Here is a 17,924-nt window from a genome sequence, read left to right on the forward strand (position 1 = left end):
TATCATAAATAAATAAGGATAGTTTATCTCAATTTTACTAAGCGTAAATGAATGGAGGTTGATTATGAAAATAGCTTTAATCGCTACAGAGAAACTACCTGTACCTGCAATACGAGGTGGAGCGATTCAAATATATTTACAATCGGTTGCGTCAATTATTGCTCAAAAGCATGATGTAACAGTTATTTCAATTACAGATGCTGAGTTACTTGATTTTGAACAAACAAATGGTGTGAAATATGTTCGGTTTAGTGCAGATCGATATGTTGAGCAAATTGAAGCTCATATTAAAGCTGAAAATTATGATGTCATACATTTATGTAATCGTCCAAATTGGATAAAGACTCTAGCTACTGCCTCACCCCACACTAAATTTGTCTTAAGTGTGCACAATGAAATGTTTGATTATGAAAAAATGACTGACAGTGAGGGACTAGATTGTATACAAAATGTTTCAAAAATTGTTACGGTTAGTAATTTTATTGGAGAAACGATTACATCTCGATTTCCAGATGCCGTAAACAAAACATCGACTGTTTATTCAGGAGTAGATATAGATCACTACCATCCAGCGTGGACAGGAAATGGTAAGAGTACGAGAGATCGAATTAGGGACGAATTAAATTTACAAGGTAGAAAAATTGTCTTATTCGTAGGTCGTTTAAGTAAAGTTAAAGGTCCACATCTACTCCTTCAAGCTTTGCCGCAAATTATAGACAAACATCCAGATATTATGATGGTTTTTATTGGGTCCAAATGGTTCGGTGATGATAATGTTAACAATTATGTACGTCATTTATATACTTTTGGTGCCATGTACAAAGAGCATGTGACATTTATTAAGTTTGTACGACCGAAAAATATTCCAGAGTTATATGCGATGTCAGATGTTTTTGTTTGTTCTTCACAATGGCAAGAGCCATTGGCACGTGTACATTATGAAGCGATGGCTGCTGGTTTACCAATTATAACGAGTAAGCGTGGTGGAAACCCAGAAGTCATTGAGGAAGGTAAAAATGGTTATATCATTGATGATTTTGAAAACCCTAGTGAATATGCGAAGAAAATTAACCTGTTGTTAAATGATGCAAATGCACGTAGGAGCATGGGTAAATATGGGCGATCAATCGTTGAACGTGACTTTAACTGGCATCGGGTAGCAGAGAATTTGTTACGTGTGTATGAACAAGCATGAGCTAATTCGTCAACTAACACGAATCCTCCTTTGAAAGGGTGAAAGTATTTGGAACAACAGCATACTCAAGACACCTCTTATTTGAATCGGGTATTAAAGTTCTATCCATTTGAAATATTAGATGTTCATCTCATCGAAAGTCGGAGTGGAAGGACAACTTGGGAAGTAAAGACAAATGATGGTATTAAAATACTGAAACAGGCACAAATAAAACCTAGAAGAATGTTATTTATTGCTGGAGCACATGATCATCTCTACAAAAATAATTTGGCGATAACACCAATTCATAAAACAACAAACGGTGCTATTTGTCTCGGGGCAAAAGATTATTCATATGTGTTATACGATAAAGTAGTAGGAAATGAAATGATTTATTACAACAAGGATCAGATGAAGAAAACATTTGCATTTGCCGCACAATTTCATATTTCTTCAAAAGGGTATATTCCAGCGTCGGAAAGTAAAAAGCGTAGTAGACTTGACAAATGGCATAAATTATATCGATGGAAATTGCAAGAATTAGCAGGGAATAAGCAGTTAGCACAGTCTTATCCAGAGGACGAATTTTCTAAGTTATTTTTAATGTATGCGGACAAAATGCTTGAACGAGGACAAAATGCCTTAAGAACTCTTGACAACGGTCAGTACGACCAATGGACTAAGAATTCAATTGAGGAGAGGAGCTACTGTCAACAGGACTTTACACTAGCTAGATTTACAGAAATTGACGGACACCCATTTATGAGAGAGCTACATTCAATTACGTATGACTTACCATCAAGAGATTTACGCATTCTGTTAAATAAACTAATGAAAAAATTATCGGTATGGGATACTGATCTAGCTGTTGAATTGCTTCGTTCATATGAAGCTGTTAATCCGTTAACTTCAGATCAATACAAAGTGCTATGGGCTGACTTAGAATTTCCGTATTTATTCTGTTCAATTATACACAAATACTATTTAAGCCAGAAAAGATCTTGGGGTAATGAAAAATATATTTGGGCGTTACAAAATATTATTGCGGTGGAAGATTCAAAAGAACAGTTTTTACATCAGTACCGTGAAATAGTTAGTAGTATAAAAGAAGGAAAAGGAGGTGAATGATGTGGCTGAAAATCAGTCTGACAACACGAATAATAATATCCCAAAACTTGATTTAGCTAAATTTACATTTTCACCACCCGGACCGATGGGATGGAGTACTACAGAGTATGAACAAATTCTTGATAATATAGATCAAATTGTCTTAAATGAATTAGCCGTAAAAAATCATTTATCCTCACTAGAAGGAGTAATCCTACAGGAATACCCGACAGTAAATACAGTGACAGATGATATGGTAATCCAAGAAAACAGTGATGTGGAATCAGGTATAAAGAACGAGCAACTAGATGGAATCAGTAATGAAATAACTGCTCTGGAAGAAAGTGTAGACACAGAAGAAATCACAGCCAAGGGAGATACGATTACAGATGGGCATGAGGAGTTCAATAGTCATGTAAAGGAATTTGATAATTATCAAGTAATGGAAGAAAGTAGTCATAGTCATGAAGATACAGGAAAGAACAGGCGCAAAGGATCTAAGAAGGCGTTATATCGTATTCTTTTAGAAGAAGAATTCGGTGAATACCCTATTTTTAATACAAGTAACATTAAGAATTTAAAGGAAGGGAAAGATGAAGGATCATCTAGAGGAAAGCTTGAAGAAAAAATAACACATCCAATTGATAAAGTTACGAAGGGTCAAATCGAGGATGATGAAAACCAGAGCAGCAAACAGCAATCAAAAAAAGGTTTACAACAATTATTTAATGATGAAAATGGTAAAGATCGCTATGTAGAAAAATCACCAGAGTTAGAAACGAATAATACTCAAAATAAGACTAAAGATGCAACAGACCAATTAAGTAGTTTGTCATCAGATAAAGTTGTTGATATGGATAAAGTTTACAATGTGAAAGAAGACTCAGAGAAAACAAAAGAAATAAAAGCGAAAGATACTGCCGAGTTTGATCAAGAAATACTTGAGGAAGAAAAGGTAATAATGATTGCTTCAACTGACCCTTTACCTAAACCATCTATATATATAAGCAATGATTAAACTTATTTCTGCCATAAGATACAGTGATGCAGTTTTCTCATTTTTAGGCTGTCTTCGTTACTCATACTAAGACATAAACCCTTTTACAAATAAAATCCCCACTTTAGCTTCTTTATAGCGACGTTTATCATAGATTGTTTCGGCATTGATTGTTGTTTTTCGTATTATGAAATAAACATGTACACAACTAGAGTTTGTGGCACCTTTTCTTGTGGACTATAATGACTAACGATATAAAACCATTGTTATGGTACTAATTTGATAACATTACCCACAAAGGTTACGAAGAAAAGAGTCTTTAAAAACATGTAGATGTGCGAAATAGGTTGGAGTAGCTAAAAAGTCACTATGGGCTAGTAAATCATTTACCCTTCAAAAATTCAATATTATTTTGTCAATAATTTAATGCAAGATGCATATCATGTTAGCGTAATGAATTTCGGGTGAGGAGGAGTACAATTGGGTGAAGTTATTTCAGTAAAAGTAGATATTGATTTTGAAGAAGGGTTTGAGCTTTCACATAATGTAAGTCCTGAGGAGGCTTTGAAGGCTGTATTGAAAGAAATTAAAAACTTATCATTTGAAGAGCTAGAAATCGAACTAGAATATGAAGATGGTAATGTCTATGAATATGTCATAGGTGAAGACGAAGAAGACGAAGAAGATGAAGATGAAGATGACGATGACGAAGAAGATTAAAAAACTTTAAATTACAACCTGTAAGGTCAGATCTTTAGTTCCATAGCTTGTAAAAGAGGAAATATCTCAAAATACAAGTTATAGAAATTGGAGATTTGACCTTTTTAACTTTAATTGTTGAATTGATGGTTTTGGCATTTGTGTTGTTATTTATAGAATAGAAAGACGTTCTTTGATAATGCTGTTTTCGCGTTGATTGTTGTTTTTCCTCTTAAGAAATAAAGCAGTACACAACTAGAGTTCGTGGCACTTTTTCTTCTGTACAACGATGACTAACAATATAAAAATCATTTTTTGGTATTAAATTGATAACAATAGCAACAAAGTTTACGAAAAGAGCCTTTGACAACTACCATAGCTTTTAAGCAAAAGCTGTTTTTGCATTAATTGTTGCTTTTCGAAATTAGAACTATACAGGATTATAACTAATGTTCTTAGCATCTTTTTTCTCAAAAGACTATAAAACAATATGAAACTCAGTAGTTTTATAAATTTACATATTAACAACAAAGTTTACGAAAGGAGCCTAAGAAGAAAAAACAAGAAATTAATGCGATAAACAGCAAAAAACAAAAATCAGCAACATGCCGCTTTTTGTTTTGAGTTCAAATTGTTGGAGTTTTTCCGTAACAAGGGCAAAATGTACAACAATAGTATTAAACTGCTAGGCTCTATTTTTGATTTTCCTCATAAAATACTTCGTTGTATACCCTTTCTAACCTATCTGCGACGTGGTGAAACTGGAAGTTAACTTCAATGAATTTTCTGCCAAATTTAGCAAACCCCCTCGCAATGGACGGGTGTGATAAAATAAAATTGATCGATTTGGCATACTCCAAAGGATTATTATAGTCATAAATAAGTAGACCGTTCATTGCATCAATCATAACTTCTTCATTTCCGCCCCGCTTAGTAGTAACTACTGGAATACCAGCAGCCATCGCTTCATAATGGACTCTCGCTAATGGCTCATTCCAAAGAGAACTACATACAAATACATCTCCAATTAGAAATAAATGTGGAATATGTTCAGCTGGAACATATTTTGTAAAAATGATGCGATCTCCATATGGAAGTGCTTGTTTGTACAATGAGCGAACATAGCCATTCATTTTATTATCACTAAACCACTTTCCCCCAACAATAACGAGAACAGCATGTTCATTCTTTTTTAATATATATTTCATTGCCTCAAGTAATATATGAGGGCCTTTGGATTGGCTTAAACGTCCGACAAATAATATGACTTTTTCATGCTGAGCAATACTATATTTTTGACGTAATCGATGGCGGATGCGTTTGCCTTCAGAAGACCATAGAGGAATGAATTGTTGTAAATCAACACCAGAATAGACGACCTTTATTTTTTTTTCAGCTTCAGGAAATCGTTTTAGCACTGTTTGTTTAATATAATTGCTAACAGTCGTAATCGCATCAACGTCATGTACAATTTGTTGACCTTCATCAAGAGGAAGTTTATGCTCTGCAAACATTTCATTATGAAGACTAACGACGAAGCGACTAGATGGAGAAGCTTGCTTATATAGTGGCACATTTGAAGGTCGGTTGTATACATGGATTACATCGAAAGAATGATTAGTTAATTCTTCTGCTACTAATGATCTATAGTGCTCTCTGTCAAAACGGATAAAGGTTACTCCACTACGCTCTTCCTTAACAGGTAGATCAGGGTCAGTGATTGAAAAAACTGTTATGTCATGATTATCTTTTAAATATGGAAGCACCCCATCAATCATCAGCTGGATCGCCCCTCCTCTAATTGATGGTGATGGAAGCTTTTCGGTACAAATAAAGCAAATTTTCACCTTATCCATCCCTCCTTCCGTGTCTGTTCATATTTTATTCTTGTTATGGCTATTTTTGTGACAAAAGCGGAGCCCAAAAATAATGGTTGTAAGTAATATTATTATGGTCAACTTGCAGAGAGAGGTTTCTTGCATAACATATAGGAAGGTAATTATCTAACGGAAAGATAGTAAGTGAGGAGAGGTTGACGTGATTAAAAAAGCGATCATACCAGCAGCAGGATATGGAACACGTAGTTTACCAATCTCAAAGGTTATTCCCAAGGAAATGTTTCCGATTGGTATTAAACCCGCCATTCAATACGTAGTGGAAGAAGCAATGGAGTCAGGAATTGAGCAAGTATTAATGGTTGTTTCTCGATCAAAAAACCTTATCGTTGACTACTTCGACCATTCACTTGAACTTGAAGCATTTCTTGAGCGAAAAAATAAAATGCATTTGATGGATGCCCCTAATATACCTAATATACAAATCCACTATACTCGCCAACCTATTGCGAAAGGTCTAGGGGATGCCATTCGTCTCGGAAAGTCATTTATAAATGGCGAGCCGTTTGCTGTGTTATTACCTGATGATATCATTCTCCATAAACATACTCCATGTCTGAAACAATTAATTGATGAATTTACGAAATATAAAGAGAGCGTCATAGGTTTACAAACAGTTGACGAACAGCACTTAAATCAATACGGTGTAATAAAAGGAAAAAAACACAGTAACGATACTTATAGGTTGACTGATATCGTTGAAAAGCCAAAGAAAAACCCACCTTCTCATTTAGCAGTCATAGGTAGGTACGTATTTACACCAATGATTTTTGAGCAATTGGAGAAGATTAAACGGGGTATTGGTGGTGAATATCAGTTGACAGATGGCATGAAAGCATTGTTGCAATCAGAAAAGATATACGGCAAATTAATTGAAGGAAAAAGATACGATATTGGTAGTATGGATGATTATATGAAATTACTTAATTTTGTTTACAGTAATATGAAAAATGGGTAAAAGTGGTGGACTCTTGTCCGTTTCAATTTCGTTATAAGTTGCATTTACTAAATTAGAAACAGGTATAAATCATACCTTTAAAATACTACCGAAAGGATGGAAATCGGATGTCAGGTTGTAAATGCAAAGGGAAAAGAGAAAATGAAATTTATTGTGTAAATCCAAATGTTCCAAATTTGTTAGTGAAAACTGCTGGTATGAATAACTTTACAAATATCGAATTAACTACACCAATGATACAAGTCACTGAAAAGGATTGGGTTGCCAAAGTGGATTCAATGGTTGATCTACAAGTAGTGACCGGTGCTTCAACAGCGAATGAGACTGGAATAAGTGTAATGTACAGAGTTGAACGTATTACAAGTAGTATGGCTAGTTCTGTAGTATTATGTGAGTACATTGTTACTGATGACAGAATGAATAGTACTTTCACATTAACACCAAACAATACAGTTTGTGATGAACCAGGAGTCGGCTGTCATATGTATAGACTTACAATTTCAGACATGAATATGGATACAGCTCTAGCTACTGGAATCAACAGTAATTGCCAAAGCTTAAATGTAACAACATTTCAAAAAGGATGAGTATAAAAAGTAGACTCATTTCGTAAACTTTGTATATATTTACTATTATTAGAACATATAGAACTTGCTTTAATGGATATGCTCTATCTTGAAAGATGTAAGGATGCCACCTCTTAGTACAAAAAATAACAACATATACGCAAACTTCTATAAAACTAAGAGAACGTAAGGTAAGATCACGTTCTCTTAGTTTTTAGTTTAGTTGTTAGTAAAATATTTCTAGCAAACTAAATAATGTTATTTTTTGGACTATACTTTAGTGTTGAATGATGATCTGATTAATTGAGGCAACACCTTTTTTCAATTCCTGGCTATAGAAGAAAGCATTTACCTTAAATATAGGGACTGTCTGAGAAAGGTCATAGGATATATGGAAATTTGCGAAAGATAGTTGTTCTTCTGGTCGGATTTTTTTTGTTTTTACTGGTTTTAACCAATACTCTCCATTGTCTTCTACTTTGCTCTTAAGTGTGTCATTTACATAATCCCAAGCCTCTAATTGATATGGGTTGTTGTGGGGGTCATAATTTATATGTTCACCAATCTTACCGCTAATTAAAATGTCATTCGAAGGAGAAGCGAGCAAACAAATAATCGGCTCATTCACTTCAACGGTACCAATATTTTTAATGATGAACGATCCGAATACTTTTATTGTATTTTCTTTATCCTTGGGTAGCAGTACTGAATATTGGAAATAAGGAATGATGGATATATTTTCGTTGTTGTCAAGCTGACTTTTAGCTGAGAGATACTCTTCTTTAACAGCCTTTAGATCAGCTTCGTACTGTGCAAGCCGCTGTTCAATTTCATGAAACGATTCCTTCATTTATCTTATCCTCCTTTTGAGATAACTTGATTACCTTTAACGAAAGAAATTGGAGTCATTATATATGTATGAAAAAAAAGGTTGTCTAACAAGTGAAAAATATAATCATAATTATAACTATTTGATTGACGAGTGTTTTCCTAAATAGATTTCGTGCAGTTTCTATATAAAAAAGTCGTTGAATAAAACAATACCTTTATTTTTCAGTTTAGAAACGATAGCAACAAAGTTTACGAAAAGCAAAAAATAAAAGTGCCTTTATATAGTAAGGCACTTTCCGTTGATATCGTTAGAACTATGCTAGCTCACAAGTTTGTATCAAGAGGTTATTAAATGTTGTCAACACAACGGAAACAGTTCATCACATTGTGGAGGATTCGCTGGTGGTATGCAATCTAGGTCACACTTAATTTCTCCTCTAGGTTCGCAGAATTGAGCCCAAACTTTTAACACAACATCAAATTTCACCATGATGTTTTGACAAGATTTAAGGCATACCCAAGTTGTTGCAGTACAAGTAAAAGTTCCATTATTTTGATCACACATAATATTCATAATCGGTTCGACTTTACAAGTTTTATGACCTTCTAATTCAAACGGATCACAGCATACTTCTGTTCCAGGAGGTGCACATAGAAGCACTTCCTCACAAGTCGAAACCATTACTGTGTCAAATGTTACCCAAACTGTTTCTGTCATACCACTTGCATTCATCCCTGTAGCTTCTACAGTAATATCGATGCAAAAAGTCTTCTTTAATGATACTTTCCATAAACGAATCTCTCTACCGTCATGGTAACATAATACTTCAGTACGATCATCTGGGTCTGGCTCTTCACAAGCGACAAGTGTAACATCACACATCGTTTTGTCAATTTCTGCTGTCATCAAGTTAATCGGCGAATTCTGCGTTGTTAACTGTAATTCTCTGTCTGTAAGCTTTGTTAGTAAAGTGGTCCAGTCATACACTTTACAAACATGTATACATTCTTCCTTCCAAGAATCATCAAGCTTAATTGCCATACAAATCTTCCTTTCCATAAATTTTGAATCTACTTCATCTTATGAATTGACCGTTAGTATGTGATAAGATAAATGACTATTTTTTTATTTTTGAGCATGTGCACTTAATGATGTAAACATTTAAATAAATGTGCATAAAATGTAGGTAAGGTTAAATATAAAAAACATATTTCCTTTTACAAAATAGCACTTATAAAGGGGGGGAGGAACTTGGATAACCATGATATCATTCAAGAAAATGAAGAGTTAAAAAAACAATTAGAAGGCTTACAATATATGCATGAAGTATATAAAGAATTAATTCAAATGAACGAGGAACGATTAAAAGTAAAGGATGTCAAAAAAATTAGTGATGAACAGTCAGGTAATTATAAAAATGAAGATGAGCAACGAACTCAAAAACAATTATCTGACTTTTATATAAAAATGTCTTCTCAGTTCGCACTTGTTGAACAGGACTTACTTGAACAGTTTTCAATGATTAAAGAAGTATTGAACCAATTAACTGAGCAAAGAGATATGTACGAAAATAAAATACACTCTTTAACAGATACATGTGAAAAATTAGAAGGTATTCAATCAACACTTGTAGATCACCTCGAATCAATAGAACTAAAAAAGGAAGATTATGAAAAGAGGTTGGTGGAAATGGAAAAAGAAAGTGAATCATTACAAGTAGATAATGAAAATCTGCGAGGCAAAATTGATCAATTACTTTCAATTATTGCAAATCAACAGGAAAGTGTATTGAAATTTCAGGAAAAGAAAAATGTGGTTGTTAATGATACTGAGGCTAATAAAAAGAACGAAGAACAAGGAAGTATAAATGAACAAATCAAGATATTACTAGACAAGATCAATAATATGGAACATAAAATTTCAGAGCTAAAAAAAGAAGATCTTCAAGCGCATAGTAATGAAAAAGATCAACAAGAGCTTTTTGAATCAACTCGGACACAAACCAACCAACCCCAAACAATATCTGATGTAAGTGTACCTGTTCAGGAACAATCGCCCATAATTGAAGTAAATAATTCTTCCAACTTGATTAAGGAAAAAAACAGTCGTCAATCAGATTCTACTACTACTAATAGCTTTATAAAACTAAGTGAAATTTTACGAAATTCTCCAGAAGCTATTGTATTGACTCAAAAAGATCAGGTTGAATCATCACAGCAAAGAACAAGTCATCGAACAAATGTGGTACCAAAATATAAAATGCCAAGTTTAAAGAGTACAAATTATGTTGATCCGTTAACTCGTTTTAGAAAACAGTCAAATGAAACTAATCAGTCATTAAATCAACAAAAAAAAAAACATAAAAACGAAAAAGCGGTAATAAATCTGAAAAAGCCGAAGATGAAAAGTAAGGAACAAAACAATTATGACATGACTCACAAAATAGAAGATGTTGCTGCAGAGGAGAAAATAAGTAAAGAGCATAGCACAAAAATAACACCTTCAGAAGCTGAACAAATAAGTTCTAATGGACATGTGCCTGAAGACATCTCTCAAAATGGAGTAAAACAATATACGAAGTCAGAGAAGTTGGAGGCTAATAATTTAAATCATCAGTATAATGAACAAAACGTTAAGGAAGAAGCTCTAGAAATAGAAGCTAGTAAAGATATGTTAAATACACAAGATCATGATAACCTTCAACTTAACAGTGTTACGGATACTGATGTGCAACATACAAACGCTGAGCTTCATCTCGAACATAAGAATAATGAAACAGTTGATATTGAAAATCTTCAAGAAGAAGAGAGTAGCATTGATGAACAACATGTTTCTTCATTTGAAATTGATAAGGAAGAACAACAACAACATGCCAATACAGCCCCCCATCTCGAACATAAGAATAATGAAATAGTTGATATTGAAAACCTTCAAGAGGAAGAGAGTAGCATTGATGAACAACATGTTTCTTCATTTGAAATTGATAAGGAAGAACAACAACAACATGCCAATACAACCCCTCATCTCGAGCAAAAGAATAATGAAATAGTTGATATTGAAAACCTTCAAGAGGAAGAGAGTAGCATTAACGAACAACAAGTATCTTCAAATGAAATTGACAAGGAAGAAGAACAACATGCCAATACAACCCCTCATCTCGAGCAAAAGAATAATAAAATAGTTGATATTGAAAACCTTCAAGAAGAAGAGCTTAGCATTAACGAACAACAAGTATCTTCAAATGAAATTGACAAGGAAGAAGAACAACATGTTAATACAGCTCTTCATCTAGAACAAAAGACAAGTAGTGAACAGTTCAAAGAAGAAATGACTAGTAATTCTTTTGTTGAAAATGAAAGGGGAAAAAAACAACAGACAATAATTGAATCATATGAACAGCCTAGAAACGAAGAGTCTAATGAAAATAATAATGCAAATGATGAAGTGATGGATCATAAAAATCAAGACAATTTAGACCCACAACAACTTCAAAATACTGAAAATATTGAGGATACAATTCATATTAATAATTCAACAGCTACTTCACAACCTGCTCTGAAATCTAATGAAAGTACAGACCAAGCTGAAAATACTGTTGGTACAACAACAAATCATAAGATCTATACTAGTAAAGAACAGTTTAAAGATCATGTTGATGAAATAGATCAAATACAAACGAGTCTTATCAATAAGGAACTAGTTAAAAGAAGGGAAGATAATCTATCAACTGACAACCCAAATAATAGCTCTCAAGAAAATCAAAACAAAAAATCTTGGTTTATTTCATTCTTAAAAAAAATAAAAATATATAACAAATAGTTTTTTAGATTGCCTCTTTGCCTTGCCATTCTTAATTTAATTAGAAAATTGTTTCTGAGACTGTACCATCCTCTTTTGCTACAGATGACAAGGTACCAAAATTACTATTAAGTTAGCTTTAAAAAATAAAGATAAAGCAAAGGTGAAATGAATGTTAACTGTATTTGAATTCGTTATATTATTTCTTGCAAGCTTTCGGCTTACAAGATTAATCATTTATGACACAATTACAGCATTTCTTCGTAAACCATTTCATGAGGTGGTCGAAGAAGAGCAACCAAATGGAGCTATTGTAACGTATTTGCAAGTGAAGGGGACTGGGTTACGAGCCTGGATAGGAGAGCTACTTAGTTGTTATTGGTGTAGCGGTATATGGTGTACGACCTTTTTTTATGTAGGTTATTTGTTCTGGCCTATTTTATTCGAACCTTTAATTTTTATTTTTGCCATTGCAGGCTGTGCTGCTATTATCGAAGTTATTATTTCGAGACTACTTGAGTAGAGAAAGAGTATTAAATACTCGTTTTCACTACAGCAGATTTATTTGTTAAGCATATAATATTACACAAAGAATTTGGAGGTGTTTTGGTGAAAAAAATCATAATGAAGCCAGTAAATAAACCAACACAAGGTAAATACGTAGCTTCCCCACCTCCTGCGACTCCTGTTTATAAAAAAACTGGTGGTTGTGGTTGTGGGAAGCGAAGATAGTCTGATAAAGCTTAACATAAAGTGTAGGAGTGAAAAAGGTAGAGTGAGCTCTAGCTTATTTAATAAATTTACGAAATGTTTTTAATATGTTGCTGTCGAATATGAGCTTTATTACTATTATTTCAAAATTCCCAAGAAAAAATGTGCTAAACGCTTGTTACTATAGGTGAGAAAAACAACGATCAAAGCAAAAACATTCAAAATATAAATTAGTTAGATCTGTTTAATTGAAAAGCCTATACACTAATATCATATATTGCATATGTTAGAAGCGAGTAAAGATTTTTTCTCAGGAGGGTAGAAAATGGCAGAAAAAAAACGGAAACCGAAAGAAATTCATGTAGAAAATTTAATCATTAAGGCAAATGAAGTAATTATCCAAGATGAAGGTAGTAAGTCGCAACAGCCACAGGAAGAAAGAAGGCCTTTCCGTGATCCTTGGGGATTTCGTCCAAGAAGACAACAAGAAGTAGCAACTGAAGAAGCAGATGAAACTACAAATGATACAGAAGAAGTTAATGAAGATGACCAAGGTACAGAAGAGGAAAATGTTGAGCAACCACAACAAAGAAGACCGTTTTCTTGGTTTTAATTTTGAAACAGAGCTCCTTACAAGAGCTCTGTTTTACTTTTTATATGAAGGCATGATGGTAAAAAAAGTTATTATAAAAAATGCGTAATCGATACAAGATAAGCAGTGAAAAGAAATTTCCAGCATAGGAGGATATTATTTTGACCGTTGCAACTCAAGTTAAGCAGACGATAGCTGGTTTAAAAAGTGCACAAGCGAGCTTTGAGCAATTTGCTCTACAAACTGAAAATCAACAAGCTAAACAATTATATGAGCAAGCTGCACAGCAGGCACAACAAATCGTAGACCTTGTCAATCCACGCATGCAAGAAATCGAACAAGAGGAACCTCAGTACAAACAATAAAGGTTGGTTAAATACCAGCCTTTTTAGGAAGAAGTGCTTGCACATACTAATTAAGCATTACATAAAGAATGGATTGGTTTTGAATGAGAAAAAGTAGACTGCTTTTTTTAATGATCATTACCATAATAGCATCAAGCTGTACAATGACGGAAAAAGAGTCAAACGAAGATAACCAAATGATAACAAAATTAAGTAGCACATCTAAGGAAAGACCTCCAGAACAAATTGTGATTGATCAAACAATTTCGCAAAGAGTTATGAAAGAAATAGTAAAACAGGATAGGATTACGCAAGCTATTGCTGTAAATATTGATGAAGAAGTTGTCGTTGCGTTCAAGGTAAAACATGTTCACAGATGGTTTTTAGCTGATATAGAAGATAAAGCTAAAAAAGCGTTAAAAAAAGAGTTTCCAGATTACAAAATTACCGTTTCTAGGGATTTAAAAATCTTCATTGAATTGACGCGGCTAAAAAAGAAAATTAATGAAGATAAGCTTGATAAAAAGAAAGCTGAAAAAGAATTAAATGACATAACATTATTATCAAAAGAAGAAGCTTAAAAGGTGGTGATATATGGTGGCAAATAAAAAACTAAAAAACTTGACACCGACACAACAGGAATATCAACAATTTGAGAAGGTAAGAGAGACGAAGCGTCCTATTTTGATGAATTGTATTAAAGCTTTTTTCGTAGGTGGCTTTATTTGTATCATTGGTCAAATGATTCAACTTTTTTATATTTACCAATTTAATTTTACCGAGCAAACCGCTGGACATCCTACAGTTGCAACTATGGTTTTTATATCGATGCTTTTAACGGGTTTCGGAGTTTATGATAGAATTGCACAGTTTGGAGGTGCCGGAAGTGCAGTTCCGGTTACGGGATTTGGTAATGCAGTTATTTCTGCGTGCATTGAGCATCGTACGGAAGGTTTTGTTCTTGGTGTAGGTGGGAATATGTTTAAGCTTGCAGGATCAGTTATTCTGTTTGGTACATTTTCCGCATTTGTCGTTGGGTTAATAAAAACGATTGTTACACAATGGGGTGGGCTATAAATGCTGAAAGGTCATCGTACATGGGTGTTTGATCATAAGCCTGTCATCATATCAACAGGTACAGTAGGTGGACCATTCGAAGCAAACGGGAAGATAGCGGATCATTTTGACTTATTACACGAAGATTTGTGGCTAGGTGAGGATTCTTATGAAAAAGCTCACAAAATATTATTTGAAGAAGCATGCTTTAAAACACTTGAAAAAGCTCATTTATCAAAGGACAAAGTACAGTTTGTTATAGGTGGTGATTTAATTAACCAAATGACTCCCACAACATTTGCAACACAGTCTATTGGTGCACCATACTTAGGTGTTTTTAGCGCTTGTGCAACTTCAATGGAAGCATTAGCATTAAGTGCTTTTCTTGTAAATTATCAAGGTGCAAATTACGTGTTAACCGGTGCTACTAGTCATAATTCTGCCGTTGAAAAACAATTCCGTTATCCTACTGAATATGGAGGACAAAAGCCTCCAACAGCACAGTGGACTGTAACTGCATCTGGTGCTGCATTAGTAAGTAAAGAGGGGAAAGGACCGCGAATTACTTCAGCTACGATAGGAAGAGTCGTCGACATGGGGTTAACTGATCCCTTTAATATGGGCGGAGCAATGGCACCTGCTGCTGTTGAAACGATAGAGGCTCATTTTCAGGATATGAACCTTAACCCAGATCATTATGATTTAATTATTACAGGTGATTTAGCACATATCGGAAGAGAGATTTCGCTGGATCTATTAAAAAAACATGGACTAGCTATCGAAGACCATAAGTTTCAAGATTGTGGGTTACTTATATACCGTGAAGGTCAACCTGTATTGGCAGGCGCAAGTGGGGCAGGCTGTTCAGCTTCTGTTACGTACGGTTATTTACTTAATCGTATGAAAGCAGGAGAACTGAAAAGAATACTAGTTATTGCTACAGGTGCATTACTATCTCCTCTTTCATTTCAACAAGGAGAAACGATTCCTTGTATAGCACATGCAGTAGCCATAGAGAATGGAGATGAGATGTGAATGATTGCAACTTTCTTTTGGGCCTTTGTGATTGGTGGCTTAATATGTGTTATCGGACAAATTATGTTTGATGTGTTTAAATTAACTCCTGCACATACTTTAAGTATTCTAGTTGTTGCTGGAGCTATACTTGATGGCATTGGTTTATACGAACCGTTCATTGATTTTGCAGGTGCAGGTGCAACTATTCCAATTACAAGTTTTGGTAATTCTCTCGTTCACGGTGCGTTACAAGAAGCAGAAAAACATGGCATCATTGGAGTGCTGACAGGTATGTTTGAAGTAACTAGTGCGGGGATTTCAGCAGCTATTATATTCGGATTTATCGGAGCTTTACTCTTTAAACCAAAAGGATAGGGGTGATAGATATGACCGTTGGATCACAAGTAAAGCAAAGCTTAGCAAGCTTAAAGGGTATTCATGCAGGATTACAAAGTTTAGCACTAACATCAGTAGAGGATGAGGCTAAACGTAATTTTCATGAAGCGATGCAATTAACTGAAGACATTATTAATGATATCAAAGTACGTGTAGGAGAGCTAGAAGGAGAAGAGCCTCAATATAGAGGTTTTTAATATTTACGAGAAGGAGCTAACACTATGCTTGATTGGATAGAGGTTGTCATCCGTTCTTTTTCAATCATTATTGGTTTATTTGTCATCACAAAAATACTAGGGAAAAAGCAATTATCCAAATTATCATTTTTTGAATATATTGTTGGGATTACAATTGGTGATATTGCCGGAACTCTTTCAATGGATCTTGGCCTAAACGTCATGCATGGATTAATAAGCATTTTTATTTGGTCAATGTTTCCTGTAGCTATTTCATTCCTATCTTTACATAATAAAAAGTTCAGAGATTTCGTAGAGGGAAACTCTACAGTTTTCATTAAGAACGGAAAAATCATGGAGGATAATTTAAAAAAGGAAAAATATACTCTAGATGAGCTATTAGAGCAACTTCGGAAGAAAGATGTCTTTAAATTTGCGGATGTTGAATTTGCTACATTAGAAACGAATGGAGATTTAAGCGTTTTACTAAAAAAGGAAAAGCAGCCACTTTCAGTCGAGGATGTTATTAATAATCCCCCTGCTATAAAGGAGCCCCAAACTGTTGTTATGGATGGACAAATCTTTGATGAGCCCCTTACTACGATAGGCTTAAATAGAAGGTGGTTAAAGGAAGAACTAGATAAAAAAGGAGTAGCTATAGAAAATGTGTTTCTTGCACAGGTCGACTCCTATGGGCAGCTTACCATAGATGTTTATGACGATAAAATAGAAATTCCTAAACCACAAGAAAAGCAATTGCTATTAGCCTCTATAAAAAAATGTGAAGCAGATTTTGAATTGTTTGCACTACAAACTGGAAATCGTACAGCAAAAGACATGTATGCTAGAAATGCACAAAAGCTTCAGGACATGCAGATAAAATTAACAGCATATTTAGAACACTAAAGCTGTAGGTCTGAGTTCATAATACACCAAATAATTTCACTCAAAAAAAAAGCGCCTTATGAAGTTAAGGTTTATGATGATAGGCGCTTGCACGATTCCGTTAATATTCTATATCTTCATAATCTTTAGGCTGTGGAGAAGGTTGTTTTGGGCTTTTTGTGTATGTTTGTTGAATGAATTGTTGTTCTTGGTCCACTTTACTGTTACTTTTTTTATTATCCTGATGTCGATCCATTATTTGAGCAACCTCCTTAGTAAGCATTACTTGTAGTATGAGAAGAACAACAAAATATATACTACAATAAAGCCACTGCATAAATCTGCAATGGCTCTACTCATTATTATTCATTTAGGAATTGTCTTACTTGTTCAGGTGTTTTAGCATTTGCACTATGCAGATGACTAAGTTTGTCACCGCTTTTAAATATTAGCAAACTTGGAATTCCCATTACATCATATTTTTCCGCCAGTTCAGGGAAATCATCTTTATTTATTTCGAACCAGTTTAATGAAGGATTTTCGTCAATAATTTCACCGATAAACATGTCCATACGTCTGCAATCTGGGCACCAATTTGTATAAAATTTGATGATTGATTTTTCATCCCTCGTTGTAATATCGTTGAACTGATCAAGTGATGTGATTTTCTCCATGTATGATCTCTCCCTTTCATAATTAAATGACTTATTCAATGTACCAC

Annotated in this window: 22 protein-coding genes; 17 read left to right on the plus strand and 5 right to left on the minus strand. The window is 34.1% G+C overall.

Annotated features, from left to right (window positions below; all coding sequences use genetic code 11):
• The first annotated feature begins 64 nt into the window (after positions 1 to 64).
• From ACSVDA_RS01920 to ACSVDA_RS01935, 4 genes are all read left to right on the plus strand, one after another.
• Positions 65 to 1,195 carry a glycosyltransferase family 4 protein gene (locus ACSVDA_RS01920; RefSeq protein WP_485880394.1) on the plus strand — a complete coding sequence of 377 codons (1,131 nt, stop codon included), beginning with the start codon at positions 65 to 67 and terminating at the stop codon, positions 1,193 to 1,195.
• A 48-nt stretch (positions 1,196 to 1,243) separates the two neighbouring features.
• The gene (locus ACSVDA_RS01925) at positions 1,244 to 2,302 is read left to right on the plus strand and encodes a CotS family spore coat protein (RefSeq protein WP_485880396.1); all 1,059 of its coding nucleotides are present in this window, start codon (positions 1,244 to 1,246) and stop codon (positions 2,300 to 2,302) included.
• Position 2,303: 1 nt separating this feature from the next.
• Positions 2,304 to 3,299 carry a hypothetical protein gene (locus ACSVDA_RS01930; RefSeq protein ID WP_485880397.1) on the plus strand — a complete coding sequence of 332 codons (996 nt, stop codon included), beginning with the start codon at positions 2,304 to 2,306 and terminating at the stop codon, positions 3,297 to 3,299.
• 459 nt (positions 3,300 to 3,758) lie between these two features.
• Positions 3,759 to 3,998 carry a hypothetical protein gene (locus tag ACSVDA_RS01935; protein ID WP_485880398.1) on the plus strand — a complete coding sequence of 80 codons (240 nt, stop codon included), beginning with the start codon at positions 3,759 to 3,761 and terminating at the stop codon, positions 3,996 to 3,998.
• Between the two features lie 671 nt (positions 3,999 to 4,669).
• Here the strand turns inward: ACSVDA_RS01935 and ACSVDA_RS01940 are convergent.
• On the minus strand, positions 4,670 to 5,824 hold the full coding sequence (locus tag ACSVDA_RS01940) for a glycosyltransferase family 4 protein (protein WP_485880580.1): 1,155 nt from the start codon (positions 5,822 to 5,824) through the stop codon (positions 4,670 to 4,672).
• 190 nt (positions 5,825 to 6,014) lie between these two features.
• Between ACSVDA_RS01940 and ACSVDA_RS01945 the strand changes: the two genes are divergently transcribed.
• Positions 6,015 to 6,830, plus strand: a complete 816-nt coding sequence (locus ACSVDA_RS01945) for a UTP--glucose-1-phosphate uridylyltransferase (protein ID WP_485880399.1) — start codon at positions 6,015 to 6,017, stop codon at positions 6,828 to 6,830.
• A gap of 107 nt (positions 6,831 to 6,937) precedes the next feature.
• Entirely contained in the window at positions 6,938 to 7,417 is a 480-nt protein-coding gene (locus ACSVDA_RS01950; protein WP_485880400.1) for a hypothetical protein, read from the plus strand.
• 256 nt (positions 7,418 to 7,673) lie between these two features.
• Here the strand turns inward: ACSVDA_RS01950 and ACSVDA_RS01955 are convergent, their stop codons facing one another.
• Positions 7,674 to 8,246, minus strand: a complete 573-nt coding sequence (locus ACSVDA_RS01955; protein WP_485880401.1) for a hypothetical protein — start codon at positions 8,244 to 8,246, stop codon at positions 7,674 to 7,676.
• A 339-nt stretch (positions 8,247 to 8,585) separates the two neighbouring features.
• Positions 8,586 to 9,269: a BMQ_0737 family morphogenetic spore coat protein gene (locus ACSVDA_RS01960; protein WP_485880402.1), complete on the minus strand. Its 684-nt coding sequence runs from the start codon at positions 9,267 to 9,269 to the stop codon at positions 8,586 to 8,588.
• A 210-nt stretch (positions 9,270 to 9,479) separates the two neighbouring features.
• Between ACSVDA_RS01960 and ACSVDA_RS01965 the strand changes: the two genes are divergently transcribed.
• From ACSVDA_RS01965 to ACSVDA_RS02015, 11 genes are all read left to right on the plus strand, one after another.
• Positions 9,480 to 12,047 carry a hypothetical protein gene (locus ACSVDA_RS01965; protein ID WP_485880403.1) on the plus strand — a complete coding sequence of 856 codons (2,568 nt, stop codon included), beginning with the start codon at positions 9,480 to 9,482 and terminating at the stop codon, positions 12,045 to 12,047.
• A 151-nt stretch (positions 12,048 to 12,198) separates the two neighbouring features.
• Positions 12,199 to 12,549 (plus strand): DUF1360 domain-containing protein, encoded by a 351-nt coding sequence (locus tag ACSVDA_RS01970; RefSeq protein ID WP_485880404.1) that lies wholly within the window; start codon positions 12,199 to 12,201, stop codon positions 12,547 to 12,549.
• 86 nt (positions 12,550 to 12,635) lie between these two features.
• A complete protein-coding gene (locus tag ACSVDA_RS01975; protein ID WP_485880405.1) occupies positions 12,636 to 12,758 on the plus strand; it encodes a hypothetical protein in 123 nt (40 codons plus the stop codon).
• Between the two features lie 304 nt (positions 12,759 to 13,062).
• Positions 13,063 to 13,350 carry a hypothetical protein gene (locus ACSVDA_RS01980; protein WP_485880406.1) on the plus strand — a complete coding sequence of 96 codons (288 nt, stop codon included), beginning with the start codon at positions 13,063 to 13,065 and terminating at the stop codon, positions 13,348 to 13,350.
• A gap of 140 nt (positions 13,351 to 13,490) precedes the next feature.
• Positions 13,491 to 13,694 carry a DUF1657 domain-containing protein gene (locus ACSVDA_RS01985; RefSeq protein ID WP_320208078.1) on the plus strand — a complete coding sequence of 68 codons (204 nt, stop codon included), beginning with the start codon at positions 13,491 to 13,493 and terminating at the stop codon, positions 13,692 to 13,694.
• Positions 13,695 to 13,777: 83 nt separating this feature from the next.
• Positions 13,778 to 14,254 (plus strand): YhcN/YlaJ family sporulation lipoprotein, encoded by a 477-nt coding sequence (locus tag ACSVDA_RS01990; RefSeq protein WP_485880407.1) that lies wholly within the window; start codon positions 13,778 to 13,780, stop codon positions 14,252 to 14,254.
• Positions 14,255 to 14,267: 13 nt separating this feature from the next.
• Positions 14,268 to 14,750 (plus strand): stage V sporulation protein AC, encoded by a 483-nt coding sequence (gene spoVAC, locus ACSVDA_RS01995; RefSeq protein WP_485880408.1) that lies wholly within the window; start codon positions 14,268 to 14,270, stop codon positions 14,748 to 14,750.
• Complete coding sequence (gene spoVAD, locus ACSVDA_RS02000) at positions 14,751 to 15,764, plus strand: stage V sporulation protein AD (protein ID WP_485880409.1); 1,014 nt, start codon at positions 14,751 to 14,753, stop codon at positions 15,762 to 15,764.
• A complete protein-coding gene (spoVAE, locus tag ACSVDA_RS02005; RefSeq protein WP_485880411.1) occupies positions 15,765 to 16,121 on the plus strand; it encodes a stage V sporulation protein AE in 357 nt (118 codons plus the stop codon). It abuts the gene before it with no gap.
• A gap of 11 nt (positions 16,122 to 16,132) precedes the next feature.
• The gene (locus ACSVDA_RS02010) at positions 16,133 to 16,339 is read left to right on the plus strand and encodes a DUF1657 domain-containing protein (protein ID WP_485880413.1); all 207 of its coding nucleotides are present in this window, start codon (positions 16,133 to 16,135) and stop codon (positions 16,337 to 16,339) included.
• Between the two features lie 24 nt (positions 16,340 to 16,363).
• Entirely contained in the window at positions 16,364 to 17,224 is an 861-nt protein-coding gene (locus ACSVDA_RS02015) for a DUF421 domain-containing protein (RefSeq protein WP_485880415.1), read from the plus strand.
• A gap of 100 nt (positions 17,225 to 17,324) precedes the next feature.
• Here the strand turns inward: ACSVDA_RS02015 and ACSVDA_RS02020 are convergent, their stop codons facing one another.
• Positions 17,325 to 17,459, minus strand: a complete 135-nt coding sequence (locus ACSVDA_RS02020) for a hypothetical protein (protein ID WP_485880416.1) — start codon at positions 17,457 to 17,459, stop codon at positions 17,325 to 17,327.
• A gap of 106 nt (positions 17,460 to 17,565) precedes the next feature.
• The gene (locus ACSVDA_RS02025; protein WP_485880417.1) at positions 17,566 to 17,877 is read right to left on the minus strand and encodes a thioredoxin family protein; all 312 of its coding nucleotides are present in this window, start codon (positions 17,875 to 17,877) and stop codon (positions 17,566 to 17,568) included.
• Between the last annotated feature and the right edge of the window lie 47 nt (positions 17,878 to 17,924).

This window comes from Cytobacillus sp. Hm23 (assembly GCF_051842895.1).
In the GTDB taxonomy this organism is placed as follows: domain Bacteria; phylum Bacillota; class Bacilli; order Bacillales; family SM2101; genus Nanhaiella.